The following is a 26,606-nucleotide window of genomic DNA, read 5'->3' as shown; positions in this document are numbered from 1 at the left end:
GTTTGTAAGAGATAGAATAGATATTCCATTTCTATCAGTAATTTTGTAACCTTGTTTGTGACACAGGTAATTCCCAAAGGGAAACCTAACCAGCTAAACACAGAATTCTCACTGATGGAATGACATGCTCAGTCACGGGTAATAATGACTCGATAGAGTCATTTCCCAGGAGGTGTCCATCTATCTTCTATTCAGGAGATATTATACATCAATATTTACTAATTTGGTTTCCCCTTAAGGGAAAATAGAAAACTAAGTTAGAGTAGAAACATACACCCTGTCGGGTAAAAGAATTACGAATAATAAGAAAAAACTAAGTTGTAATATTCACAAATGGTATAGATAGTTTTCTATTGAATGTTATGGCTACATTATACAAGGAGGTAGGAATTTTTCAATATCTCAAGCATTAGAACTTCTTAATGAAGTGAGTTTTCCTTCACAGCATATATCAGCCGGAATACAGTTGAAAGTTACTTCGCTTACATGCGTTTATGTCGCAATGTACTTATTATTTATAAATCTTTCCAAGTGAATCTGCTGTAAGTATAGCAGCATATACATCATCTGCAGTAACTTTAAATGGCATATTGTGAATACTTTCACCTTCTGCACAACTAGCTTCTGCTACTTTTCTTATTTCTTCTTCCTTAACTTCAGTTATTCCCATATCATCCAAAGTAATAGGAAGTCCTAAATCTATACATAACCCAATAACTTCTTCTATTTCTTCCATTGGACTATTTTCTAAAACTAACTGTACAATAGTACCAAAAGCTACTTTTTCTCCATGATATAAATGATGACAATGCTCAAGTACTGTAAATCCATTGTGTATAGCATGAGCTCCTGCTAATCCACCACTTTCAAAACCTACACCACTTAAGTATGTATTAGCTTCAACTATATTTTCAACTGCTTCAGTACAAACTTTATTCTCCACTGCAAGTTTTGCTTTAAATCCATCTTCTAATAATGTATTATAGCAAAGCTCTGCTAAAGTAATTGCAGCTTTTGTTATCTTTCCTCCACTTAAATTTAAGCTATTGGATCTTACACAAGCTCTTGCTTCAAAGTAAGTAGCAAGTGCATCACCTATACCTGATACCAACAATCTTGCTGGAGCCTTAACTACAATACCAGTATCCACCAAAACTAATTCAGGATTTTTAGGTAGTACTAGGTATTCACTAAATACTCCTTCTTCTGTATAAATAACTGATAAAGCACTACAAGGTGCATCTGTTGACGCTATAGTAGGAACTACAACTACAGGAAGATTTTCATAATAAGCTACTGCTTTTGCAGTATCAAATATTTTTCCTCCACCCATGCCTACTACTACATCACAATTATTGTCCTTTACACATTTTCTTAATCTATCTATTTCACTTTTACAACATTCTCCATTAAATTTTTCAAAGGTAAGTTTGGCATCTGATCCTTTAAAGCTGTCTTCAATAATTGATTTGCTTCTTTTTATTCCATTTTCACTAGCAATTATGAAAAATGATTTTCCAAGAGCTTTAGTATGTTCTTTAATATTTTTTAATTCACCATTTCCTTGCACATATCTACTTGGGGCTATTATTATCTTTGCCATATTTTATTCCTCCTTTAATGTGGAAAGTTATAAAAATTTAATTAACTGCTTATCTGGTCCAGATATTACGGCTTTATTTACAAACATTCCATTGTCCAAAGCAGTGTTAGCACCTACTGTAACTGCATTCTTAACTGAACTTACATCTCCAGTTAAAGTTACAAAGGATTTTCCACCTATACCTATACCTAACCTAAGTTCAATTAAGTCTACATTAGCTGATTTTACAGCAGCATCTGCTGCAATTATAGCTGCGGATACACTAAAAAATTCAAGTACTCCTAAATCCTTTATTTTCTCCACATTTGTAGCTTCATTAATAGCTGGTATAACCTGATAATGCACATTTGGAAGCATTAATTTATCTACCAAATATTCCTGTGCAAATTCTTCTCCTGTATTTATAGCTGATTTTACAGCACCAACATTTCCCGTTATGAGAATAATGTATTTTCCAGGACATATTGTTCTTGCAAGAAGTAAATCTACTTCTGCTGCTTTAACTACTTTATCTGCTGTTTCAAGTCCTTTTGCTATACTGTTTAATTCCAACATTCCTATAGTTTTTATCATACAATCACCTCTGGCTTCATAAGCTTTATAACAATCCTGCCATCTTTTATGTCTGATACAACACCATCTATGCTAGCATGTATATTGGCACCCATATTTCCTTCTTTTATTTCTCCTATTTTCTGTCCTTTAAATACTTTATCTCCTAAAGAAACTATGGCTTCAGCTGGTGCTCCTATATTTTGTTTAAGTGGTATTTGTACCTTAGAAGGTATTATTTCTTCTCCTTCTTTCAAAACCTGGCCAATATAATCATTTAGGTGAAGTCTGCTGATAAGTCTCTTTGTAGGTACTTTTCTATAATCCCTTACTAAAGATGCTTCAAATCTTTTCTTATCATTTACCCACTTTATGCCTTTCTTTCTCAATTCATTTTTAAAATATACATTTATCCTTTTTGGAGATAATCCCATAGGACAAGCATACATTTCACAAACTCCACATTCACAGCATATAAGTGTTTCTTTTAAGGCTTCCTCATCCTCAACGCCAAAAGCCACATTTCTCATAATTTTATGAGGATGCATAGGATGTCCTATTAAATTTCTAGGACACATATCAGTACAATAGTGACATTGTATACAAGCTGATTTTGCTTGTTTCTTCATATGCTCTATGGTAATTTTTTCTCTATTAAATAAATAGTGTTCTGAAGACAGTACTATAATAGCTCCATCGGTTTTAGTTATAAATCTGCTTTCTAGATCCTTCTTTAATACCCTTTTTCCCATCATAGGTCCGCCCATTATTACTGCATAGTCATCAAGTTTAGCTCCGCCGCAGCTCTCTATACATTCTAATACAGGAGTACCAATAGGAACTTTAATTATTGAAGGTGTTCCAACTTCTCCTATAACCGTAACATATTTATACATAACAGGCTTATCTTCCATAGCTTCATATATATTAAAAACCGTACTAACATTAGATACTACAGCTCCTACATTTAAAGGAATACCTGCTGGTGGTATTGTCCTTCCTGTAACTTCATACACCAGTGTTTGTTCATCTCCTGCAGGGTAAAATACATCTGATAAATATAAAGTTACATTAGAATTTAATTTGTCTATAGACTTCTTTAGTGCTTCTATTTCTTTTTCATATTCCTTTTTTAAACTTATAACTATATTTGAAGCTTCCACTAATTTTCCTATTTCCTGTGCTGCTTTTACTATTTCATCACTTTTATTTCTCATTATATATTTATCTGATTGCAGGAGAGGTTCACATTCCAATCCGTTAATTATAAAATATTCTACTTTACAATTAAGCTTTTTATCCGTAGGAAAACCTGCACCTCCTGCACCTACAACGCCTGCTTCATGAATCTTATCTATAAGGCTCACAAGTTACCCCCCTTTCTTTTTATGTTGAAAGTTGAGTCTCAATTCTCAACTTTCAACTTTTAAATTATACTATTCTAAAAGAATCAACCATTGTGCATCTTCTTTGTCTTGTAAATGTTACTGCATTAGTAATTCCCTCTCCTGTAGGTCCTGCTATAGTGAAAGTTGTATGTCCTTCACCACCAAAGCCTATTCCGGCATAAGATGGTGCATTCTTTACAAATATAGTAGTATCTATAGCTCTTGCCATTTTAGTTAAATTAACTACATTTTTAGAATGCATCATAGCAGTGTGTCTATTTCCATGTTCATCTTCTACTGCTGTTTCTATAGCTTCATCTACATTCCTTACTTTTACTATAGGTAAAATTGGCATCATAAGTTCTTCTTGTACAAATGGATGACTATTTTCTGCTCTATAGATTAAACATTCAACTCCAATACCTGCATCTTTTCCAATGCTTTCTAATAAGTATTTAGCATCTTTTCCTACAAATTTTTTATTTATAGAATACTTTTTGTTTTTCTCATCATAATTTAAAACTTTACCTACTAATTTTTCTGCTTCCTCATCAGTAAGTTCATATACAACTCTGTTCTTCTTAAATTCTTTTATAAGTTCCTCATAAACAGACTCTACTACAATAGCTTCTTTTTCTGCTATACAAGGTAAATTATTATCAAAACTGCAGCCTGCTATTATGTCTCTTGCTGCCTTTGGTATATCAGCAGTTTCATCTACAACTACTGGAGGATTTCCTGCTCCTGCACCTATAGCTTTTTTACCTGATGATAAAACTAATTTAACTATTCCAGGACCACCAGTTGCTACTACAAGTCTTATTCTCTTGTGGTTTATCATAATATTTGTGTTTTCTATTGATGGTGCTTTTACAGAAGTTATAAGATTTTCAGGTCCACCTGCTTCTTTAATAGCTTTATTTAGTATTCTTATCATAGTAAGACATGAATTTAATGCTCCTGGGTGTGGTGAAAATACTACTGTATTTCCCCCAGCTAACATGCATATACTATTGCAAGCTACTGTAGCTGCTGGATTTGTAGATGGAGTTATAGCACCTATAACACCAAATGCTCCATGCTCTATAAGAGTAAGACCATTATCTCCTGTATAAACTTCTGGTCTTAAAATTTCTGTTCCTTGAGTTTTTTCAACTATTAATTTAAGTTTTAAATATTTATGATCTACTCGTCCCATTCCTGATTCTTTTACACATAAATTAGCTACTTCCATAGCATTATCCATAATTGCTTTTCTCATAGCTTGTATTAACTTTTCTCTCTGCTCTAATGAATAACTTGAATATTTTTTCTGAGCTTTATAAGATGCTTCTACAGCTTCATCCATGGTATCAAATATGCCATCGCTTTCTTTCTTACCAAACTCTTTTTTATTCATTTCCTTTAGGACTTTCTCTATTATAACGGATAATTCATTACTTTCTAATTCCATTTAAAACTACCTCCTCAAAAACTTCTACACCATATTTAGATACAAGCATGTCCTGTTCTGCGGTTCCACCACTTACACCTATAGCACCAACTAATTTATTTCCTATTTTAAGAGGATATCCTCCCCCAAAAGTAATTACCTTTTTTAAATTTCCTATGCCATATAGTTCGCCTTCTGGAACGGCCATATCTTTAAGTTCATTTGTGGCCATTTTAAAAGCTACAGCCGTATAAGCTTTTCCCATAGACACTTCTATGCTTCCTAAAAGAGAATCATCCATGCGCTGTAACATAATTAAATTTCCACCATTATCTACTATAGATATAACCATAGGAATCTCTATTTCGTCTGCCTTTCTTATACAATGAGAAGTTATATATTCTGCCAAATTTCTATCCAGCTTTTCAATTTTTGAATTTTTATTTGACTTTTCTGTGTTACCCAAAATATTTCCTACATTTTGATGTACCTTTTCAAATATATCCTTATAATCTATATATCTTGCTAATGCATATATAGCATCTGAAAGCCTATTTACATATTTAAGAAGTTTTTCACTTATATCATACTTTGAAATAAGTTCTGTCATATATCTCTCAGCTCTCCTTGCGTCTGTCCTTGCTATATCCAGATATGAAGATTCCTCTGTTCCACCTGGAACTATAAATCCATTGATATCTGGTTTTAAACTTTCCATTTTATCAATAGTATTCTCTAAGAAATTAATATCTTCTTCTTTTACTCTTTCTTTATAATTATCAGTACCAACTGAAGCAAGTTCAGCTCCTAATTCAAAAAGTGTCTTTTGAATTTTAAGTATTATCTCCCTAATCTCTTTATTATCTATATGACTTCTTGCCATTCCAAGTGCTGAATTTGTTTCATCAATAGTGCCATAGCACCATACTCTTATATCACTTTTTTCAGTTCTACTTCCACCCACAAGACTAGTTGTTCCTTTGTCCCCAGTCTTTGTATAAATTTTCATAGGATTTCCACCACCTTTAACTGTCTGTTACTTCAACAGAATCCACAATACCAATAATAGAAGCATCTGATGGAATTACTCTTTCTGAAGTGTCAACATACCTTGCACCACTTCCTGTAACTACAAGAACTATTTCACCGTTTCCAGCTCCAACTGTATCTATAGCAACCAACGATTCTCCTATTAATTGTCTATTTTCATCCATTTTCCTAACTATAAGAAGCTTAGTACCCACAAACTTTTCATCTTTTTGAGTTGAAACTACATTTCCAACAACCTTTGCTAAAAACATGCTACTCTACTCCTTTGCTACTAGCATGTAAAGTAAAAGTATAAATTCTAACTTACTTCACACACCTTAATAATATTTTACTTCTATGCCCTTGTTATAAATATAATCCTGAGCAAGAGAGGTTATCAAAGCTCCCTGCTTCACATGCAATTCTTTACTTCCATTCAGTGCTATTATGATATCTTGCATTGTCAAAACACCTGATAGAACCTTTATATTTTCCTTTTCTTTTTTACAAGTATCTATTTTTGCTTCTTGAGCTTTTTCTTCACAGTTATTATTTTTAACTTGATCTACACTTTTTTCAAACTTGTTAATATTTATATCAAATTTTAATTTTTGTTGAAGTGCTTCATCAAGTTGTTCTGAATTTATAAACTTTACTCCAAAGGATACAAGTCTTTTTTCATAATCTGAAATAAAATTATTGTAGACAGGATTTTTAGAATATCCTAAAGATATATTTACATTATTGGATGGATCAAAACTATCTTTTACTGCTATTACTTCCTTATTCATCATAAGACTCTCAGCTATGCCAAGAGTAACTAAATTATCTGATATGCCTAGTGCACATTTACTTAAAGTATTTCTAGTCATAACAGGTACTAATATTACATCTGCTTCCTTTATAGCCTTTACCATATCATTTTTACAATTTATTAAATTTCCATTTAAACCTTTTATGCATTCTTCTGGTATAGACTTATTGGAACCATCAGTACGTACAATATCATAATGTACTATTCCGTAAGAAGAAAGAGTGTTAAATATATCTTTTACATTTACAGCTCCACCACTTATAAACAATAGTACTTTTTTATTCATCATATTTAATATTTGAGTAACTATAGGCTTTATTAATTGCTCAATTTCCATCTATTACTCACCTCTTTTACTAATCAAATAAACCTTACTTTAAGTTATCTAGTTAGTACAATCCCCTATTAATATTTTTCATATCCATGAGTATTATATCTTTATGTATACTCTAAACAGCTGAACTACTCATAGATATACCCATAGGTGTCACAAGTAATGGATCATAAGGTTTTATTGTCTCTATACCTGTATATTTCTCCACTACTTTTTCGATATCTTTAAGGCAGCAAGTTCCCCCTACTAAATAAATTGTCTTTACATCATATCCCCTAACGTGATGCAAAATTATATTAGCCATTTTCTCTACTACTGGCCTTACTAGTGGAAATACTGTATTATAGTTTTCAGACTTAACCTTATATTCATCTGCATCTTCATAATCCATATCCAAACTTCCGGATATTACTAAGCTCAAATGATGTCCTCCTGTTGGTTCATCTGCCGAGTAAACTACATTTCCATCCTTTAGTATAGATATTCCTGTAGTTCCTCCACCTATATCTACAACAGCTCCATTTTGAATTTGAAGTACTTTTGAAGCTGCTGTTGGTTCATCTATTACACTTGTTACTTCAAATCCACAGGATTCTACCACATTTGTTATAACTTTTGTATTTCCTGAACTTATTCCTGGTGGAATAGCTGTAGCTGCGTAATCAAGCTTTCTATTAAGTTTTTTCTCTAGCTTTTCCTTTAATTCTCTAACTATAGTAACTGCTTTTAAATATTCCACTACTATTCCATCCCTAACCACTGATGCTTTTCTCATTTCACCAGCTACGGGATTGTTATTTTCATCTAAAACAGTGACTACTATATTTGAAGTACCTAAATCCACTCCTACTTTAAGCTTTGTCTTATTATCTATTTCTTGAGGAGTTTCAAAGGTTTTCTCCATATTCTTTATAAAGTCATTTGCCTTATCTAAACTATCCATATCAATCACCTATTCTTGCTTATAATTCTTATGAAATCATTACTCTTAATTTCAGCTGCATTAGCTTCATCTGTATCTATATGAAATTCCAATGCAGATTTTGTACTTACTCTTATGAGAACATTTTTAAATATTACTCCTTTAGGTCCATTGGTTTCAACCTGAACCAAATCTCCATCTTTTACACCATACTCCTCTGCTTGAGGTGGAAGCATGTGTATATGTCTATTTGCACATATAACTTTATTTTTAAACACTATCATACCTTTAGGACCTATTACACATAAGCTTTCAGAGTTTTCAAGATCACCTGAATTTCTTACTGGTGGTTTTATTCCAAGAGTATAAGCATCTGTTCTCGATATTTCTACTTGACTATAACTTCTTACAGGTCCGAGTATTCTTACCTTATGAAAAGCTGCTTTTGGTCCTGCTATAGTTACAGTTTCATTAGCTGCAAATTGACCAATTTGTTTTACTGGACTTTTCACTGTAAGTTCATAACCTTTTCCAAATAGAATTTCTAAATCTTCTTGAGTTACATGTATATGTTTGTTAGAAACTCCTACAGGAATTGAAAATTCTGTATTTTTTATTTGATATTTTCCCATTATGTTTTCTACTATATCAGCTATGAGCTTTTCTTTTTTAATCTCTGCCATTTATATCACCTTGCATTTCATTGTAATGTATACACATATTCTTAGGCTGTCCTTTTCTACGAGGACACGCAGCATCATGACAAATATTGCATATTTCGCTATCCTCTTTTAATTCTTGCTGTTTTATATTTTCTTTAGGTTCAACTATTTCTTCTTTTTTTTCTACTTCTTCTTTTTCCGTTTTTTTTTGAATATTTAATGTCTCTTTTTGCTCTGTAACTGTCTTTTCTTTATTTATTTCCTCTTTATTTGTTTCATCTTTAATTACTTTTTCTTCTTCGTGTTTTGCCTCTTCTTCTTCATCTTGTTTGGTTATTTCTTCTTTAGCTATCTCTACTTCTTTGTTGTCTTCCGAAGCTTCTTTTTTATTATCTTCTTCTCTTTCAATACCAACAGTTGAATCAGACTCTATAATACCTTGAATTCCCTGTGCTGGTCTTGGTATTACCAAAGTAGATACAACCTTGTTTACTTTAGCTGCACTAACTTTTGCTGATTCCACAGCTGCCTTTACCGCACCTACATCACCTTTGATTTTAACTGTTACCATGCCTTGTCCTCTTGTTAATTCATATCCTATAAGTTCCACATTTGCGGATTTTACACAAGTATCTGCTGCTTCTATAGCTGCAGCCATGCCAACAGTTTCAATAAGCCCCAGGGCTTCTTTCATAAAAATGCCCCCTTTAACTCACAAATTTATCTATTTTTTAATATATCCATTACAGCTGCTGATATTTTCTCTATAAGCTCTGCATCTGCTTCATTGGATTCATTTACATCTTTAAATGGCATTGCCTTATATAACCTAGCTGCGTTAGAACCTATTTTTCTTGCTTTTTCTTTTTCATAAAAATTTAATTTTATATCTAATAATGGTTTATCTTCTTTTAATTTGTTGTAGTGAAGTACCACTGTACTTTCCTGTACACCAACAGCTATACCCATTCTAGACTTATGACAAAGAGAATAAATTTTTTCTACAAAATTCTTTTTTTCTATAGGCTTCTTTATTAAATCATAAGGTATTCCTTCTTCTTCTATACCAGCAAGAATCTCTTTAAAAAGAGATTCTTGCTCATTTTCTACATATACTAATATACTTGGCCTATCTAAAACACTATTTACCATAATAATTACCCTCTCAAGTTGTTATAATAAGATAACACAAGTCCCGTAGCCACAGCGTTCCTTGGTCCTTCTATTCCTCTTATATTTCCACTTCCACAAACTATACCATAGTGAGATAATTCTTCTGATACCATTTCTGGAATTTCAAAATCAAGAGCAGATCCTCCAACTAATACCACAAATTCTATACTTCTCAAATTTCCATTTGGTGCTGTATCTCTAAGTGCTCTTATGGCGTTAGTTACAAACACCTTTTTCTTTGCATCTCTTCTAACAAGCCTTATCTTTTCCAAAGAGTCCTTAGTTGGTATTGGAATCATCTCATCATTCTTTACAACTACATTTCTTGCAAATAATGAAGCATCTAAAGGCTGTTGAAAAAAACACACCGTTCCATCCTCATACCTTAAATTGAAAAGACTTTCTACTTTAGCTAAAGGATATTTTTTTATATCTTCAGATAAGTTATAATCATCAAGACCAAGCTCTGAATTTATAAACATGGTAACCATTTCTCCTGCTCCTGCATGATGAATGGATTTTACCTTACTTTCTTTACTTATATATGCAGAATCTGTAGATCCTCCTCCCATGTCAAGTATTACAAGAGGCTTATCTGTTCCAGGGGTAGTTAATGCTCCAAGCACTGCCATGTTGGCTTCTACCCCTCCAATTACCACTTTAATACCTGTGCTTTCTTGCAATTTTCTTGCTATGTTTTCCATAGGTAATTTACTAGTTTTAACCATTGCAGCTAATGCTACAGCATTTTCTAATGCAAATTCACCAGCAAGTCCACCTTGCACTTTTTGAGGTTTAAAGGTATCTACAGCTAAAATATCCTGTATTTTTATATCTTCAATATTTTGTGATGTAAGTTCACCCATTATTTGTCTTACTCTTTCTATCATTCCACCTACATTAGTACCTGACTCTCCACTTACATCATTAAGAGGCCATACTTCACCTAAGTTTTTCATTATACCTTCAGAACCTTCTTCAATAGAAACCTTCTTTTCTGAAGTTCCAAATAAAATAAGTTTTCCTGCAGGTATAACTCTTTCTTTTACATCTCCTTCAGGAGTTCTTATAACTACTGCGGATCTGTTTCCTATTAATGCCCTTGATATAGGAATTATATGCTTAGTTTCTTCTGGTGAAAGATTAAATAAAGTAGCAAGTCCATAAGGATTAGATAGGGTCTTTATTGTTTTTCCTACTTCTGCAACCTCTACAGCTGCAAGCATTCCCATAGGTACCTTATCTATGTAAGAAACTTCATCAATAACTGGTATTTTTTTATGCAATCTGTTACATATTATAACTCCGTCGTCACCTTGTGCTATAGCTCCAGTTATCTCCAAATTTCTTTCAAAACCTTCATTTAGCTTTTTTGATGCAGTTTCAAAATCAACATTTTTAGGAATAACACATATTACCTTATCATTTTCATGAATTCTTTCTAATTCATCTAAAAATATTGTTCTTCCTGTTCCTACTCCGACACCTCCTGGAGTATCAGGATTATGCCCTATCATGGTAGATTCAGTTATTATGGTTTCTGTTATAGTTTCCATAGCAACATCACCAATAACTGGGGTAGCTTCATTTATGCATATAGTATTTAAATCACTTATGTTCTTGTTTAAGTTGCTGCAGGCATCTTTAAGAGCCGTTAAAATGCCTGCAACATTGTCTAAAGTTCCTTTTACTCCTGAGGTTTTTACTATGCTACTTGTTAAAAATTTAAGTTCACCATCTACATCACCTATGGCTACTTCTGTGGTAGAATTTCCTATATCAACTCCTGCTACAAGTTTCACTTAGACCACCTACCTAAACTCTTAGTTTTTCCCTCTTTTCATATACTTCACAAGCTTCTCTAACAAGGGAAGCACAAATTTTTGCATTGTATTTATTTTCAAGTTCATCTGCTATATCCAAAAGTTCCTGTTTTGTTGACCTATAAGGTCTTAATGCATTATATATTTCAAGTACTCTATCATCAGGTACAAATGTAAGTTCAGCTGCTCTTCTTAAATTTGCTGCAAATTGATCTCTGCCTATTGACTCTGCTATTTGAGCTTGATATAAAAGAACTTCTGGAGTAATCTTTATATCATCAAGAGTTACACTTCCATTTAGAACATTCTCCATATTTATATCATCAAAAGTCTTGCCGCTTCTTGTCTTTATTAAGTCACTTCTCTTTTTAGCTAGTGGGTAATCAGCATCTGTAAGAGTATCACAGCTCTTTTTAACTTCACAAGCTGGTTTTGAAACTTCACCAGATGACATTTTATTTAAAATCTGATTAACTATTTGTTCTATTAAAGCATTATTATCCATAATCTCACCCCTATTCAAAAACTACTTTTAATTCTATAGGTTTTGCACCTTTAACTACATGCTCAGTTTCCTTTATATGAAGTACTGCTGATTTAGCCTGATACTTTGGTCTTGCCATTTGATCATTTCTAACTGGAACTGGATCTGGTGATTCTCCTTTAGCATATTTAGCAGCATTTTTGCCTATAGCTCTAAAAGTTTCTCTATCTATTAATGGTGCTTGTGGGAATAATTCAAGGTTATTTAGCGGTTGTAAATCCTTTTGGTGTATAACCGTAGTACCTTTTGATTGTATACCTATACCTATTCCAGAGCCACTTATTTCAGCAGCATCATGAGCCATAAAAGATACATCTGATGTACGTAAAACTTTTACAACTCTTGGAGTAATGCCCTCTTCTTCTATACCTGCAAGTACCTCTCTTATTACATCATCATGAGGAATTCCTACTATTGTCTCAGTTTGATACTTTCCAAAAGCTGGACCTACTGCTACAACTACTTCATCGCTTCTCTTTCCAACTTCAGCATTACCTACTTCCTCTAATTTCATTTTTCCAACACTTGAAACAGCACTGGAAGTTTTAGAGGCACTTGAATTGTTAGATGTCAATTGATCCAAAACTTGTTTAGTTATCAATTCTATTAACTCCTCGTTAGATACTGAATTTACCATACTTAACCGCTCCCCTCTACATTTTATCTGGATCTAAAGCAAAATCTATGTTCTTAATCTTTTCCCATTTCTCTCCATCCAGTCTATATCCTGTTCCAGGACCCATATAATCATTTTGATCATTAACTCCACTTATTACGTTGAAGTTTTCATCAAATATAGCTGATGCATGAAGATAGTCTCCTGCTATTCTCTGTTTTAATAAGCTCAAAACTCTTTCAGCTATATCAGGGAATCCACCTTTATGAAGAGCTTTTACAAAGTCAAGACCTGTAACCCCTCTTGATAACATATCTTGTGCTGCTTTCAAGTCTTCTACAACATTTCTCTTTGGCATATCGTTGCTGCCATGAGCATAAGTTGCAGCTTCAACTTCTTCATCAGTTATAACTGGAAGTCCTAATTCTTTAAATAAAGCTTGAATTGCTTTTGCTGCCTTATTTCTAACAGCTATTACATCTTCTTCTTTTACTGGAACAAGGCCTGCATCAACTTTTAAATCTCTTTCCATAACTACCCAATCATCGTAGTCTTCTGCATCCCAATTAGATCCTGCAAACATATTGTCATAGTTTGGAGTTGAGCTGTATCCTGAACAAATGAAATCAGTTCCTGGTAAGAATTGCATCATAGTTCTTGCAGTTCTTCTTATATCAGAATGAGTAAATGTCTGGTCATTACTTGATGCAACTTCTAGGTCAAGCATTGTAGTTATAAGGTTTTCAGCAAGTACTGCTCTTATGCCTCCTGGTACTGCTGCAGGAACACCTATACAACTAACAGAACCATTCTGTAAGCCTTGAGCTCCAGCACCTCTTGTTATCATTATGCATCTTGCTTCTAAGTAAAGCATTGATTTTCCTTCTGCATATCCCATTTGAACTTCTGAACCTGTTCCTGATGTAAATCTCATCTTAAGTCCTCTTGATGCATAAGCTGATGCCAAGAAAGCTTTTGAGTAAGGTGTATCATCACCATCTACAAATACTGGTTCAGTTCCATATACAGAAATAGTTTCTGCATATGCAGTATATCCAAGCATACCTTGTTTAAGTTCGGTTGCTTCTTCAAGTGAGCATTGAGTAAGAACTCCAGCTCTTCCAACTTGAGATCCTACAAGAATTGCAACAGCATTAAATGGAGCATATCTTACTATACCTACTGTTGTTTCTTCTTCATCAAAGCCTCTTAAAGCACCTTCTGCTGCATCTGCTGCAATTTGAATAGGATTATCACGTAAATTTGTAACGTGAGCCTGATTTGAAGGATGTTTTCTAACTCTCATCTTTTGAAGAGCCATCATCATTTCAACTACATTTAGCTTGTCCACTACTTCAACAAGCTTTGCAGGTGTTATAGCAGTAGCTATTTTAACAATCTTTTCTCTTGGAACATTTATATCTGTAAGCATTCTGGCTATTTCAATTGAATCTATTGCCATAGCCTTTTCGGTATTTTCTATATTAATAGCATGGCCAGCTAAGAAAGTATCTATAAAATCAAAATCCTCTCTTTTTTTACCATCCATTTCAGTTATTTTACCATTTTCTACTTTTATACTTGGAATTGGATCCTTAGGACTTCCTATTGCAATAAGTCCTACTTCTGGCCACTCTTTTACAAATCCATCATTGTGCACTGGTCTTTTTTCCAATATTTCAAACCTTTTAGATCTTTTCATTAATTTCAGCACCACCTTTTTTTAATTAACTAAGCACTACTATTTACTGACTGATCAACTAAATCTTAAATGTATGGTTCGCCTGTAGTTGATACAGGATCTTGGCCCATTGATTTTGCAAGTGCAATTCCTACTTCTCTAGCAGCAATTACTGATTGTCTAACAGCACCTGAATCTCCAGTTATTGTTATAATAACCTCGTTAGTAAGTGAAGTTCCCTGACTTGGACTTGCATAACTTACTAAATCTACATTAGCAGTTTTTAATGCTGTATCTGCCATTACAACTCCAATACCTGCTGGAGCACCAACAATTATTCCAAATGCCTTTCCAAGTGGAGCACCAAAAGCTTTTTCTAAAGCTAAACTTGCTCTTGCTGTATAATGAAGTTCTACATGTCCTGCATCAAATCCATAAACATCCCCAAAAGTTCTATCTGTATCTTTAAGAGCAACTTCTACAGCTCTTCTAGCATCAGATACATCTTCTGCAGCGAATATGATTAAAGCACCATGTCCAGCTCCACCCTTTGTATCTCTTGGTAATTCAATACTTACTATTTCTGTATTTGTAGCCTTTACAGCCTCATCTGCAGCCATTATTTGAGGGCCTGCACCTGTTCTGTCACTTATTATACCTATTGAACGGTATTTTTTATCCAATCCCATTTTCTCATGTAATAAAGTATCAACATTAGCTATAACTAATCCCACTGTATCTCCATAATTTGCTGTACCTACAAACTCTGTTATTGGTGATGGTGCGCTCATTGCATTTGCCTCCTTTTTTTCTTCAACTTTATTTTGCTCAATTTCTTTCTCTTGAACCTTTTCTTCTTTAACATCATTGCTTAACATTTGGCATGCTATGTTTTGAACAATTTTACTTATCTGTTCTTTATCCATGCCATCTATATTTATTCTTTTCTTAACTTCCTCTAAAACGTTTGCAATCAAGTTATTATCCATTATTCATTACCCCTTAAAAATATTATTCTATTACTTTAGGTAATATTTTCTCCACATCAGTATGTGGTCTTGGAATTACATGTACAGATACTACTTCTCCTACACGTTTAGCGGAAGCTGCTCCTGCATCTGTAGCTGCCTTTACTGCACCTACATCTCCTCTTACCATAACTGTTACAAGACCTGATCCAATTTTTTCATATCCTATAAGAGCTACATTTGCTGCCTTTACCATTGAATCTGCTGCCTCAATTGCTCCTACTAGTCCTTTTGTTTCTATCATTCCCAATGCTTCTTGTCCCATAAAAGTACCTCCATAAATTTAAATTATTTTTACTCTTTTATTTTATAATATATTAGGTAAGAATTTTCTGATTATTTTGTTTACTTTCCTTATTTTATTGACTTTATGATTAGTAATATTTTTACTTGTTTGGGTAATTTATTTACATATTCAATTCAGCAACTAAAAAAAAGATTATCTTAAAGTTAATTTTTAAGATAATCCCTATTCTATCATCAGAACGACCTTGATTTACACGAAGTATTAGGCTGAACAATCTCTGATGACTGCATTATTTTATTTTCTTGTAATATTTTGCGTTCCTTTCTAAAATAGTAAAAAGAATATACCATTATGAATATTTCTGGAAAAGCATATCTCCCTTGTCCTTCTGTTATAAAATATATAGCACTAAACATAAAAAATAAAACCACATTATACAATTCAAATTTATCTAATTCATAATCTTTTCTTTTAATAATAGCCTTTAAGACAGCAAGACCTTTTTTGAAAATGTATATAATAGCAGGAATAAATATGATATTTCTTATAATATTAGTTAATATAAATAAGATAATAATAAGATAAATTTTCATTCCAGTTCCATATGTAACATATAAAATATCATCACCTAAACAATAATTATTAAGTAGTCTTTCAAATCCTAATTCTATAAAACGTATTGGATGAGTTTTTATCCAATTTTTAGCTGCCTTAGTTAACATTTTATCTTTTTCTGTAGCATTAGCCTTCTTATATTCTTTTGTCTTTACAATAGAATTTTTAACATTTTCTACTGGCATCCATCTTCCAAACTTATTCTCTGAATTATTGTTTATATATAAAACTATTCCTCCATTATTGGACACAAAAGTAAATTGACCCATCATCTTAGTATTTCTATAAACCCATGGTGATATTACTAGTGATGCCATAACCAATATGATTAAAGAATTTTTCAGTGCACCAAAAAACTTTTTATTCATAATAAATTCAATTAAAAATACAGCAAAGAAAAATACCAAAAAAAATGGTTTTATCATAGTATTTAAACCACATAAAATACCTATCAGTATATATTTGCATTTCCATTTACTAAAGTAAATAATCGTTATAAAGAGCAAGATCATAGTAAACAATATTTCTGTAGCGAGAATACTATTGTAAAATATATTGTTTGGAAAAAACACAAATAATGCAAATATAATTCTTCTGTCTTTTTCATTTATGTCTAATTTTCTTAATATATTTAGGAAACATATATAACATATAAAAGTAAGAACAATATTAAATATTTTAGCTTTTAATAAACTAGCACCAAATAACTTAAATATGCCTCCCAAAACAATAGAATAACCTATTGATGTATAAGTATCTCCCCAAGACAGACCATTAGCAATATCTGTTGCTATCTCATAATAATATTTAAAATCTGATTCTAGTTTTGTATCTACCAAAACTATCCAAAGTATAGATAACAATATTCCTAAAATTATTGTAATTTTATAGTAGTTCTCACTTTGCAAGTATTTTTTTATCATATGTAACTTACCCCTCAGCATTAATCTTCAAACCATATTCTACTAAAATTTTCTTAAAAAAACCTTATTAAAATTGTAAATTTTTTATTAAGATATCCTTTATCCAATGGATATCATCCATAATAATCTCATCCTCTTTAAATAACTTCACCATTGCATACGTTATCAATATAATTTTTTTCCAATTCATAGTATAATCTAAATATATTTTATCTTAGGTGGTGTATTAATGACTCTTTTAAATATAGAAAACTTATCAAAAGAATGTGGAAATTTAAGATTATTAAATGATTTAAATTTAACTTTAAATCACGGAAAATGTATAGGTATAAAATGTCCTAATGATACTTCAAATCTTCTATTTAGATTGATTTTAGGAAAAACTAATTACTCTAAAGGAAACATTTATATAGAAAACACTCGAATTAGTAAATGCACTAATATAAAAAATATTATCACTGTTGTACTTAGCAATGAAGGCATATATGAAAGGTTAAAAATTTATGATTACATGAACTTCTTTAAAAAAATTTACAACTCTAAAAGTTCTATAAAAGAAATATTAATTAAATTAGGCTTATTTGACATATCAAATAAAAGAATAAAGACTTTAACTTATTCGCAAAAGAAAAGGCTAAGCATGGCACGTGCTTTACTTAGTAATAGTAAACTTATTTTAATACAAGAACCTACATTAAATGTTGATAGAGAAAGTGCCTTAATAATAAGAGAATGCATACCTTACATTTGCAGTTTAGGAATTTCCATTCTCGCTACTTCTGTATCATTAGAAGATATCATTTTGTTAGGTGGTGAAACTTATATTTTAGATGAAAAAGGACTTAATACTGTTGAAACAGATATATCTACTAATGAAACTGATGAAAAATCCAATAATGAAGCAGATTTAGATTCCCCATATTTTAAAGTAGATAAAATTCCTGCAAAAATAGATGAAAAAATTATTTTGCTTAACCCTACAGAAATTATATCTATAGAAAGTTTAAACGGTACAAGCTATTTAAATGTTGGTGAAGAAAAGTTTCCTTGTACCTTAACACTTAATGAACTTGAAAACAGATTAAAACATTTTGGTTTCTTTAGATGTCACCGTTCTTACTTAGTTAATCTTCAGAGGGTTAGGGAAGTAGTCACTTGGACAAGAAATAGCTTTAGTCTTATATTAGATGATAAAAACAAAACTTCCATTCCTCTGTCCAAAGGAAGAATGAATGAACTGAAAGATATTTTAAAATTCTAGATATGCTTTAAAATGCAGATCTAAATAACCATTATGTTTCTCCTGTTACATCTTTTTAATGTCATATTCACCATTTTAAAAGCTGCCTTGATGCTGAAATATGTATACTTTAGCAGCTTATTTGCTCCTTTCATGGAAATTTTATATAACAATGCTTATAAATATCATATAATCATTAATGTAAACAAAACAGGTAGTTATGTTTGATATTTGAAAGGAGCTTTTGTATGGATAATGTAATTGTAATGAAAAATATCACAAAAAATTTCAAAGAAAAAAAAGCATTACATGGATTAAGTTTTGAAATAAAATCAGGAGAAATATTTGGTTTTTTAGGTCCTAGTGGTGCTGGCAAAACTACAACAATTAAAATGTTAACTTCCCAGATTTTACCTTCTTCTGGTGAAGGAAAAGTTCTTAATGAAGATATCTATTCTTTAAATAGAAACATTTTCAAACACATAGGAGTTCTTACTGATACTAGTGGAATATATGAAAGACTTTCTGTGTATGAAAATTTACAATTATTTGCTAAGATATATGATATAGATGAAAAATATATAGATGAAGTCTTAGAAAAAGTTTCCCTATTAAAGGATAAAAAAACTAAGGCTAAAAAGTTGTCTAAAGGAATGAAACAAAGACTTTTACTAGCTAGAACTGTACTTAACAAGCCTTCACTTTTATTTTTAGACGAGCCTACTTCATCATTAGACCCTGGTACTTCTAATGAAATTCATAAACTTCTTAAAGAACTTAACCAAAGTGGCACTACTATATTCTTAACCACTCACAACATGGAAGAAGCAGATAAGCTTTGTCATAGAGTAGCTTTTTTAAATGAAGGTACCATAGTTGAAATGAATACGCCTCTCAAACTAAAGCAAAAGTATGCTGAAGATTGTATAGAAGTTAGATTAAAAGGATTTGATGATTTAATAACTATAAAAAATGATGAAACTGGTGGAGAAAAAATAAGCAGCTGGATGAAAAATGGACAATTATTATCCATCCATTCAAAAGAGCCAAATTTAGAAGAAATATTTTTAAAATTAACCGGGAGGGAATTATAGATGGATTTTTCACTTAGAAGAGTTAATGCCTTATTTATTAAAGAATTAAAAGATTTTTTTCAAAATCCAAATCTTTTAGTTATGTACATGCTGCCTATTATGTTTGCTGTATTGTATGGTAAGATGATGGGAACTAGAATTCCTAAAGTATCTTCTTTAGAAACATGCTTACTTCTTAGTTTGACAATGGTAGGATGTTCATCTGCAGCCTGCTTAATTGCAGAAGAAAAGGAAAAAAATACTTTAAGGACACTTATGCTTTCTCCTCTTTCTCCAATTGAATTTTTAACTGGAAAATCTTTAATTTCCTTGTTTTCATGCATGATTTCAAGCTTGATTGTATTTTTTATAGTAAATGCACCCAACGTTAATTTATTTTTATATATAATAATATCCTTAATTTCATCTATTACTATAATACTCTTAGGCTTACTAATTGGACTTCTTTGCAAGAGTCAAATGGAAACAGGAATTGCCTCTACTCCAATTATTATGATATTAATGTTAATTCCTATGTTTTCTGGAATCAACTCTGTGGTAAAAAGTATTGCGAATTTTTGCTTTACTTACCACGCTTTAGCTGCAATTTATAAAATATCTGAAGGTAAAAGCTTATTAGATTTAAAATACAATTTACTAAACATTTTTGTATGGCTTATTGTTTCTTTATTCTTACTTGTTTTTGTTTATAAAAAAGTGAGATTGGATAAATAGATTTAAATGCTAAAATACATAATCGTGGACATAAGAAAGGATGATAAATGATGTTTAAAAAGACTTTTTCCTATTTATTAATATCAATTTTTATTACATGCTCTAATGTAACTTTTGTAAGTGCTGCACAAGATACTTCTGGCAGCACAAAATCAACTGCGGTTGCTACAGCATATCAATCAGATTCCATTAAAGTTAATTTTAATGGAAAACCTATTTCAGTTAACCGTTATGATACTTATTTTGATTCAAATTCAAAGGTTATGCTTCCACTTACTCCTGTACTAAAAGCAATAGACACTGCTTCAAATGTAAGTATATCAGGTGAATATGCTACAATAACAACCAATAAAGACACAATAAAAGTTCATAGTGGTGACAAAAGTATAACTTTAAATGGTACTTCTATTGATTTATCCACAAAATCCTTTGTTAATAATGTAGAAGTATTTGTACCTTTACAATTTTTTAGTGAAGTACTTAATAAAGTAGTAGACTTTGATAGTGACAGCAATACAGTAAATATATCTGATATTCAAAAAAATACTGAAGCCTATTTTAGTAATACTTCAAGTCTTTCAAGTGACAAGGACATTTCTAAGAAAGTAGATGATTATTTAACTGCTGAGCAAAAGCTTTATAATTTCTCTGGAAGTGTTCTTGTAGCCAAAGGAGGCAATATACTTCTTGACAAAGGTTATAATATGTCAAATTTTGATCAAAACATTAAAAATACACCTTATACAACCTTTGCTATAGGTTCAATGACAAAACAATTTACAGCAACAGCCATAATGCAATTAGTTGAAAAAGGATTGATAAATGAGCAAGATAAAGTTTCTAAGTATATTCCTGATTTTCCAAATGGGGATAAAATAACTATAGACAATCTGCTTACTCATACATCTGGTCTATCAGATGTCACTCCTACACTTTTAAATATGAAACTTGAAGATTCTAAAAAAGTTGAAAATATAATTAACTTATTTAAGAATAAACCACTTTATTTTAAACCTGGAACTAAATTTCAATATTCTAATTCAGGTTATATTTTACTAGGATATATAGTAGAAAAAGTTAGTGGAATGAGCTATGCTGATTACCTTCAAAATAATATTTTTAAACCTCTTAATATGAACCATACAGGTATGGGGTATAATGGTCCAATAAAGAATTATAATTCTAATGGATATAATGGATATCTGGATGTCTCACCTATTAGCGATAAGTCATCACTTAATGCACTTTATGGTGCAGGTGCATTATATTCCTGTACAGAGGACTTATATAAATGGGATAGATCCTTAAAGGAACATAAATTATTGACCGAAAAAACATTAGATAAAATGTTTTCTAAACATGTAGCAATGTCTGATGGTGATGACTCTGCATATTATGGTTATGGCTGGATGATATACGACTCACCTGCTGGGCATGAAATTTATCATGGTGGTAATGTACTAGGATTTACAAGCAATATAGAAAGAGTTCCAGATAAGGATTTAACTATAATTATATTAAGCAATATAGGATATTATCATGTGAATTCAATAAACAGTGCATTATTTAGTATATGTCTTGGATATAAATATGAAATGCCAAAAGCAAAAGAAGTAATAAAACTTGATGACAATTTATTAAATAATTATGCTGGAGAATATTCTTTTAAAGATTTGGGAGTAACTGGTTCTATAACAAGTGAAGATGGGCATCTTTATTTTATCTTTGCAGGCCAGCCAAAATGTGAAATGTTTGCTGAATCTAAAAACAAATTTTACTTCAGAAGTTTTGATGCTACTCTAACTGTTAATACCAATGAAAAAGGACAGGTTACTAGTATTGATTTATACCAATTAGGCGCTAAATATAGTGCAAGTAAGGTAAAATAAATTTTTTAGTTATTTCTTGTATTTTGACATATATTCTAATTCTCTATAAAATTTAATACAAATTTATAAAAGATAAAGAAGGGTTAAAGCTATGGATTATTTTGAAGAGCTTATGAAAGGTCTTGGAAAAATAGGTGCAAAAGTTTTGCTTAATAAAGAAGAAAAAAGCAGCGAAACAATTAATATTGATCAAATGGGTTCCATTGACATATTTAAAATAGTGTTAAAAAGCTTATATATTAAAGGGAATTATAATGAAGCTGAAAACTTAATTTTTCACGAATTAGAAAAAAATAATTCACCAGAAATATATAAAGCATCCTTTGATTTCTATAATCTATTGCTAAAGAAAAGTGATGAAGAATTACTTAAAAATAACTTTTCAAAAGAAGAAATTTATCAAGGATTAGAAGATATGAAAAAATTCAAAGCAAATTAAGTAAATGAATTACAGTCTTCTTTGATTTAGTAACATAATGTAATTTATCCATCAACTAAAAAGATATTACTGGCTTTTTAGTTGATAGATAATACATTTATCTTAAAAAATCATTTTAAAAGTTTTCCTTATTATCGAACTATCTATAATTATACTGTAAATAGCTATGGTACTTTAAATTATAAAAATGGATTATAGAGTAAAATTTGACCTATAAATGAAAAAACAAGATAAAAACAAGCTTCATGACGAGCTAAAAAAGATATGTTTGTATTTTCTAAGCTGTGAATTTGTTTTTCTTTCTTATTTTTAAATAGTTTGTCAAATAAATAGAAAAGTACCCAACCTAAAAATGTTCCAATTGTATTCATCATTAAATCATCTATATCAGTAAATCGTATATTTAAAAGTTGACTTAATTCAATCGCTAATGAAAATAATAGTCCTGTGTACACCACTTTTCGAGCCGATTTAAATTGTTCCCAAATAAGAGGTAATAAGAAGCCAAAAGGCATAAACATTATACCATTTTCAATATACATTATAATTTCTCCAGAAGTATGACTAAAAGGTATTAAATTTATTTGAGTTAGTTCAGCAATTGGTGCATGTACTTTAATATAAAAATTAAACTCATAAATATTCCCAATCCCTGTACAATTAAATACAAGCATTAGATATATATAGAAAATATACACCCATATAAAATGTTTCAAACTATACTCATGTCCATTTTTTTGTTCTTTTTTAACCATAACTATTTGAAATATAACACCTAAAAATATTAAACATGTATATTCGTAAAGTATTGATTCAACAACCTTAATAATCATAAATGTTTCATCTCCAATAATTGTAATTTCTAATCGTCATTATATATAACAATTAAAACTGATGGCAAAGTTATTTTCTTATCATCACATTCAATGATTTGTAAGAAGAAGATTTCAACTAAGAATAAAAGTAGAATAAAAACCCTATCTTAGTCAAATTTAACTTGATTAAATCGAATAATAGCCTTAAAAAGATCTCCATCAATTTCTATATTAAGCGTGCCACCTTGAAGTTCCACAATACTTTTTGCAATGGCAAGCCCTAAACCTGATCCTTCTGTATTTCTTGATTTATCTCCTCTTTTAAATCTTTCGAAAATTTCTTCTGCATCAAAATCCATTTCATAAGAAGAAATATTTTTCATGACAATCAAAATTTTATTATCTTCTTCCATTAAATTAATATATACCCTGGTATTAGGTGCTGAATATTTTATAATGTTATTTATTAAGTTTTCAAATACTCTCCAGGTTTTTTTCCCATCTAAGTTAGCATAAATATGCTTATTTGAATACTTAACCCTAAGAGTTAATGAAGCCTTTTTAATTTTCTCATCTAATTCTGCTATGGACTGCTCTAATAGAGCTGCAACATCAACTTTTTCTATATTTAATTCAACTGAACCGCTAGACATTTTTGATGCTTCAAATAAATCCTCTATAAGGACTTTAAGTCTTTCCGATTTTCTATCTAAAACACCAATATATCCTTTAATTTCATCTTCCGATAATCCTTCTTTTTTTAATAAATTTATATAGTTTATTATAGATGTAAGAGGTGTTTTTAAATCATGAGAAACATTCGTTATAAGTTCTGATTTAAGTCTCTCACTTTTAATCTGACTTTGCAGAGATTTTTTATATCCTAATTTTATGTTATTAATATTATGAGCTATTTTTGAAAGATGGCTTTCTTGCTTTTCTTGTATAACATAATTCAAATTTCCTGAAGCTATTTCTTCAGTTCCTTTTAATATTTCATTTAAATAATCTACCTTTTTAAACATAACACGTAAAACTAAAGTTATATACACTGTGCCTATTATAATCCCTACCATTATATTATGTGATTGTATTACTAATACAAATGTAAATGCAGCAAGTATAGCTGTAATATCTACAATAACTAAGATTTGAAACTTCAAATTTCTTCCTATAAAACTTCTTTTAGCAGCATTAATTAAACTGTGAGTTAAACTTTTATTCCACTCGTTTAAAAATTCCTTTTTATTTTTTATAGGTCTTATATTCTTTTTAACATATAAAACCACATATGCAGTATATATACCAACAATTGTAAGTTTAATAAAGTGTTTAATTCCTAATGGTTTATAAAAAAAACTAGTATGCATCATATAAACCAACATTATAATTGTATAAATAAAAAGTACACACATACCTAAATCTATAGGTAATTTTTTATATAAACTTGTTGCTTTTTCTTGAAAAGCTATTTTCAAGCTTTCATCTTTTTTTATGCCCACTAATACTAAAAGAGCTATAATAAGCGACCCGCATCCCATTATCATTTCTTTAATAATTCTGCTTCTAACAGAATTGTAATATTGATAATTTTCTAATATATAATTATTAGAATATGATTGTTTGGGAATCATAATATACCCTTCCCATGAAAAACTTTTAAACATGGAATTAGTATTTTGGAACTGTTTATATTCAATACTTTTCAATGGAAACTCAATAGTAAAAAGTGATTCTTTTTGTATATATTCTTGAATTGTATCCGGCCCTGTTAAGTTATGATATATTTCATTCGTTTTTGTATTTTTAATATAATATTTTATATCATTTCTATTTTGCACACTTTTTTTAATGGCTTCATAATCTTTGTCATATCTTGATGCAACTTCCTTCTTAAGTTCTTCATCAGTTTTAGTATTTTCCTTTTTTACTTCTTCAAGTTTTTTACTTTTTTCATCCATTAATTTATTAACTTTATCTTTATCTGAAATCCTTTGTGCTTCTTGTATATCATTGTTATACCTATTTTCAATTTCAGTTTGAGAATTTTTCAACTTATCTTCGTAAAACAGCCTCAATCCTTCTATATCTTCTTTACTAGCTTTATTTTCTCCAAATTTATCATTATAATCTTTATAATGTACATAAAAATTACTTAAGTTTTCACAGTAACTATATATTTCTTGTCCAAATTGATAACTATTAAAATAAGTTTTATTCTTAATGTAGCTGGCATTTTTAACAACATCACATGCTGACAATACAGAAAATGCAGCTGCATATATTCCTAAAACACACAAACAAATATATACAAACTTATTTTTCAATTTTATACCCAATTCCCCACACCACCTTTAAGTATCTAGGTTCTCTTGGATTAATCTCTATTTTTTCTCTTATCCTTCTTATATGTACTGCTACAGTATTTTCTCCATTATAATAAGGCTGCTTCCAAGCTTTTTCATATATTTCTTCAATAGAAAATACCCTTCCTTTATTGTCCATTAACAGCTCTAATATTCTATATTCAATAGCTGTAAGTCTTATTTCTTCTCCATCCACAGTTACCATCTTTGTCTTTTTATCCAAAACTAAACCTTTGATAGCAATTTTATGATTATTTTCTCTATAATTTCCTAAATTTATATATCTTCTAAGTTGAGACTTAACTCTGGCCACTAACTCTAAAGCATTAAAAGGTTTGGTCATATAATCGTCTGCCCCAACATTAAGTCCTAGTATCTTGTCCATATCTTCAGATTTTGCAGAAAGCATTATTATAGGAATATTTTTGCTTTCCCTTATTTTAAATGTAGCCTTAATTCCATCCATTCTTGGCATCATAATATCCATTATAATAAGATGAATTTCTTCTTCCTCCAAAAGCATTAAAGCATCTATGCCATCTTTAGCCTTAAACACTCTTATACCTTCATTTTTTAAATAAATTTCTATTGCTTCAGTTATTTCTTCTTCATCATCTACAACTAAAACATTATACTTTTCCATATTCTCTTCCACCTTTCTTT

26 protein-coding genes are annotated in these 26,606 nt (G+C 30.6%); 5 read left to right on the top strand and 21 right to left on the bottom strand.

Features of this window, described 5'->3' with window-relative positions:
- Positions 1-511: 511 nt before the first annotated feature.
- The 18 genes from Q6H37_RS06935 to Q6H37_RS06850 form a co-directional block, all read right to left on the bottom strand.
- Positions 512-1,603, bottom strand: a complete 1,092-nt coding sequence (locus Q6H37_RS06935; protein ID WP_318740336.1) for a glycerol dehydrogenase — start codon at positions 1,601-1,603, stop codon at positions 512-514.
- 27 nt (positions 1,604-1,630) lie between these two features.
- Positions 1,631-2,176: a BMC domain-containing protein gene (locus Q6H37_RS06930; protein ID WP_318740334.1), complete on the bottom strand. Its 546-nt coding sequence runs from the start codon at positions 2,174-2,176 to the stop codon at positions 1,631-1,633.
- Entirely contained in the window at positions 2,173-3,522 is a 1,350-nt protein-coding gene (locus Q6H37_RS06925; protein WP_318740332.1) for a 4Fe-4S dicluster domain-containing protein, read from the bottom strand. The genes Q6H37_RS06930 and Q6H37_RS06925 overlap by 4 nt, the downstream gene beginning before the upstream one ends.
- Before the next feature lie 64 nt (positions 3,523-3,586).
- Entirely contained in the window at positions 3,587-4,996 is a 1,410-nt protein-coding gene (locus Q6H37_RS06920) for an aldehyde dehydrogenase family protein (protein WP_318740330.1), read from the bottom strand.
- Positions 4,980-5,984 carry a cob(I)yrinic acid a,c-diamide adenosyltransferase gene (locus Q6H37_RS06915; protein WP_318740328.1) on the bottom strand — a complete coding sequence of 335 codons (1,005 nt, stop codon included), beginning with the start codon at positions 5,982-5,984 and terminating at the stop codon, positions 4,980-4,982. Before Q6H37_RS06915 ends, Q6H37_RS06920 begins: the two co-directional genes overlap by 17 nt.
- 16 nt (positions 5,985-6,000) lie before the next feature.
- Positions 6,001-6,276, bottom strand: coding sequence for a EutN/CcmL family microcompartment protein (locus Q6H37_RS06910; protein WP_007062662.1), 276 nt, complete (start codon positions 6,274-6,276; stop codon positions 6,001-6,003).
- Between the two features lie 66 nt (positions 6,277-6,342).
- A complete protein-coding gene (locus Q6H37_RS06905; protein WP_318740326.1) occupies positions 6,343-7,155 on the bottom strand; it encodes a flavoprotein in 813 nt (270 codons plus the stop codon).
- Positions 7,156-7,267: 112 nt separating this feature from the next.
- Entirely contained in the window at positions 7,268-8,095 is an 828-nt protein-coding gene (gene eutJ, locus Q6H37_RS06900) for an ethanolamine utilization protein EutJ (RefSeq protein WP_318740323.1), read from the bottom strand.
- A gap of 5 nt (positions 8,096-8,100) precedes the next feature.
- On the bottom strand, positions 8,101-8,757 hold the full coding sequence (locus Q6H37_RS06895; protein ID WP_318740321.1) for a phosphate propanoyltransferase: 657 nt from the start codon (positions 8,755-8,757) through the stop codon (positions 8,101-8,103).
- Complete coding sequence (locus tag Q6H37_RS06890) at positions 8,744-9,430, bottom strand: BMC domain-containing protein (protein WP_318740319.1); 687 nt, start codon at positions 9,428-9,430, stop codon at positions 8,744-8,746. The genes Q6H37_RS06895 and Q6H37_RS06890 overlap by 14 nt, the downstream gene beginning before the upstream one ends.
- Positions 9,431-9,456: 26 nt before the next feature.
- Positions 9,457-9,888 (bottom strand): glycerol dehydratase reactivase beta/small subunit family protein, encoded by a 432-nt coding sequence (locus Q6H37_RS06885; RefSeq protein ID WP_318740317.1) that lies wholly within the window; start codon positions 9,886-9,888, stop codon positions 9,457-9,459.
- 5 nt (positions 9,889-9,893) lie between these two features.
- Positions 9,894-11,711 carry a diol dehydratase reactivase subunit alpha gene (locus tag Q6H37_RS06880; RefSeq protein ID WP_318740315.1) on the bottom strand — a complete coding sequence of 606 codons (1,818 nt, stop codon included), beginning with the start codon at positions 11,709-11,711 and terminating at the stop codon, positions 9,894-9,896.
- A 13-nt stretch (positions 11,712-11,724) separates the two neighbouring features.
- Entirely contained in the window at positions 11,725-12,237 is a 513-nt protein-coding gene (locus Q6H37_RS06875) for a diol dehydratase small subunit (RefSeq protein WP_318740313.1), read from the bottom strand.
- Between the two features lie 10 nt (positions 12,238-12,247).
- Positions 12,248-12,913, bottom strand: a complete 666-nt coding sequence (locus Q6H37_RS06870) for a propanediol/glycerol family dehydratase medium subunit (protein WP_318740311.1) — start codon at positions 12,911-12,913, stop codon at positions 12,248-12,250.
- 16 nt (positions 12,914-12,929) lie between these two features.
- Positions 12,930-14,594, bottom strand: coding sequence for a propanediol/glycerol family dehydratase large subunit (locus Q6H37_RS06865; protein WP_318740309.1), 1,665 nt, complete (start codon positions 14,592-14,594; stop codon positions 12,930-12,932).
- A 65-nt stretch (positions 14,595-14,659) separates the two neighbouring features.
- On the bottom strand, positions 14,660-15,499 hold the full coding sequence (gene pduB, locus Q6H37_RS06860; protein ID WP_179945248.1) for a propanediol utilization microcompartment protein PduB: 840 nt from the start codon (positions 15,497-15,499) through the stop codon (positions 14,660-14,662).
- Between the two features lie 85 nt (positions 15,500-15,584).
- The gene (gene eutM / locus Q6H37_RS06855; RefSeq protein WP_007062651.1) at positions 15,585-15,866 is read right to left on the bottom strand and encodes an ethanolamine utilization microcompartment protein EutM; all 282 of its coding nucleotides are present in this window, start codon (positions 15,864-15,866) and stop codon (positions 15,585-15,587) included.
- Positions 15,867-16,081: 215 nt separating this feature from the next.
- Positions 16,082-17,386, bottom strand: coding sequence for a hypothetical protein (locus tag Q6H37_RS06850; RefSeq protein WP_318740306.1), 1,305 nt, complete (start codon positions 17,384-17,386; stop codon positions 16,082-16,084).
- 229 nt (positions 17,387-17,615) lie between these two features.
- On the opposite strand from Q6H37_RS06850, the gene Q6H37_RS06845 reads away from it, so the two are divergent.
- The 5 genes from Q6H37_RS06845 (at position 17,616) to Q6H37_RS06825 (ending at position 22,762) form a co-directional block, all read left to right on the top strand.
- The gene (locus tag Q6H37_RS06845) at positions 17,616-18,647 is read left to right on the top strand and encodes a LytTR family transcriptional regulator DNA-binding domain-containing protein (protein WP_318740304.1); all 1,032 of its coding nucleotides are present in this window, start codon (positions 17,616-17,618) and stop codon (positions 18,645-18,647) included.
- A 227-nt stretch (positions 18,648-18,874) separates the two neighbouring features.
- Entirely contained in the window at positions 18,875-19,720 is an 846-nt protein-coding gene (locus Q6H37_RS06840) for an ABC transporter ATP-binding protein (protein WP_318740302.1), read from the top strand.
- Positions 19,721-20,434 carry an ABC transporter permease gene (locus tag Q6H37_RS06835; protein ID WP_318740300.1) on the top strand — a complete coding sequence of 238 codons (714 nt, stop codon included), beginning with the start codon at positions 19,721-19,723 and terminating at the stop codon, positions 20,432-20,434.
- A 50-nt stretch (positions 20,435-20,484) separates the two neighbouring features.
- Positions 20,485-22,323, top strand: a complete 1,839-nt coding sequence (locus Q6H37_RS06830; protein ID WP_318740298.1) for a serine hydrolase — start codon at positions 20,485-20,487, stop codon at positions 22,321-22,323.
- 91 nt (positions 22,324-22,414) lie between these two features.
- The gene (locus tag Q6H37_RS06825; RefSeq protein ID WP_318740296.1) at positions 22,415-22,762 is read left to right on the top strand and encodes a DUF6483 family protein; all 348 of its coding nucleotides are present in this window, start codon (positions 22,415-22,417) and stop codon (positions 22,760-22,762) included.
- A 179-nt stretch (positions 22,763-22,941) separates the two neighbouring features.
- On the opposite strand, the gene Q6H37_RS06820 is transcribed toward Q6H37_RS06825, so the two are convergent.
- From Q6H37_RS06820 to Q6H37_RS06810, 3 genes are all read right to left on the bottom strand, one after another.
- Positions 22,942-23,595, bottom strand: a complete 654-nt coding sequence (locus Q6H37_RS06820) for a VanZ family protein (RefSeq protein WP_318740294.1) — start codon at positions 23,593-23,595, stop codon at positions 22,942-22,944.
- Positions 23,596-23,744: 149 nt separating this feature from the next.
- Complete coding sequence (locus Q6H37_RS06815; protein ID WP_412523930.1) at positions 23,745-25,910, bottom strand: sensor histidine kinase; 2,166 nt, start codon at positions 25,908-25,910, stop codon at positions 23,745-23,747.
- Positions 25,894-26,586 (bottom strand): response regulator transcription factor, encoded by a 693-nt coding sequence (locus tag Q6H37_RS06810; protein WP_318740290.1) that lies wholly within the window; start codon positions 26,584-26,586, stop codon positions 25,894-25,896. Before Q6H37_RS06810 ends, Q6H37_RS06815 begins: the two co-directional genes overlap by 17 nt.
- Positions 26,587-26,606: the final 20 nt, after the last annotated feature.

The sequence above is a fragment of the Clostridium sp. JS66 genome (genome assembly GCF_033561535.1).
Classification (GTDB): domain Bacteria; phylum Bacillota; class Clostridia; order Clostridiales; family Clostridiaceae; genus Clostridium_AM; species Clostridium_AM carboxidivorans.
The sequence above is the reverse complement of the archived record's forward strand: the minus strand, read 5'-3'. Positions and strand labels throughout refer to the sequence as shown.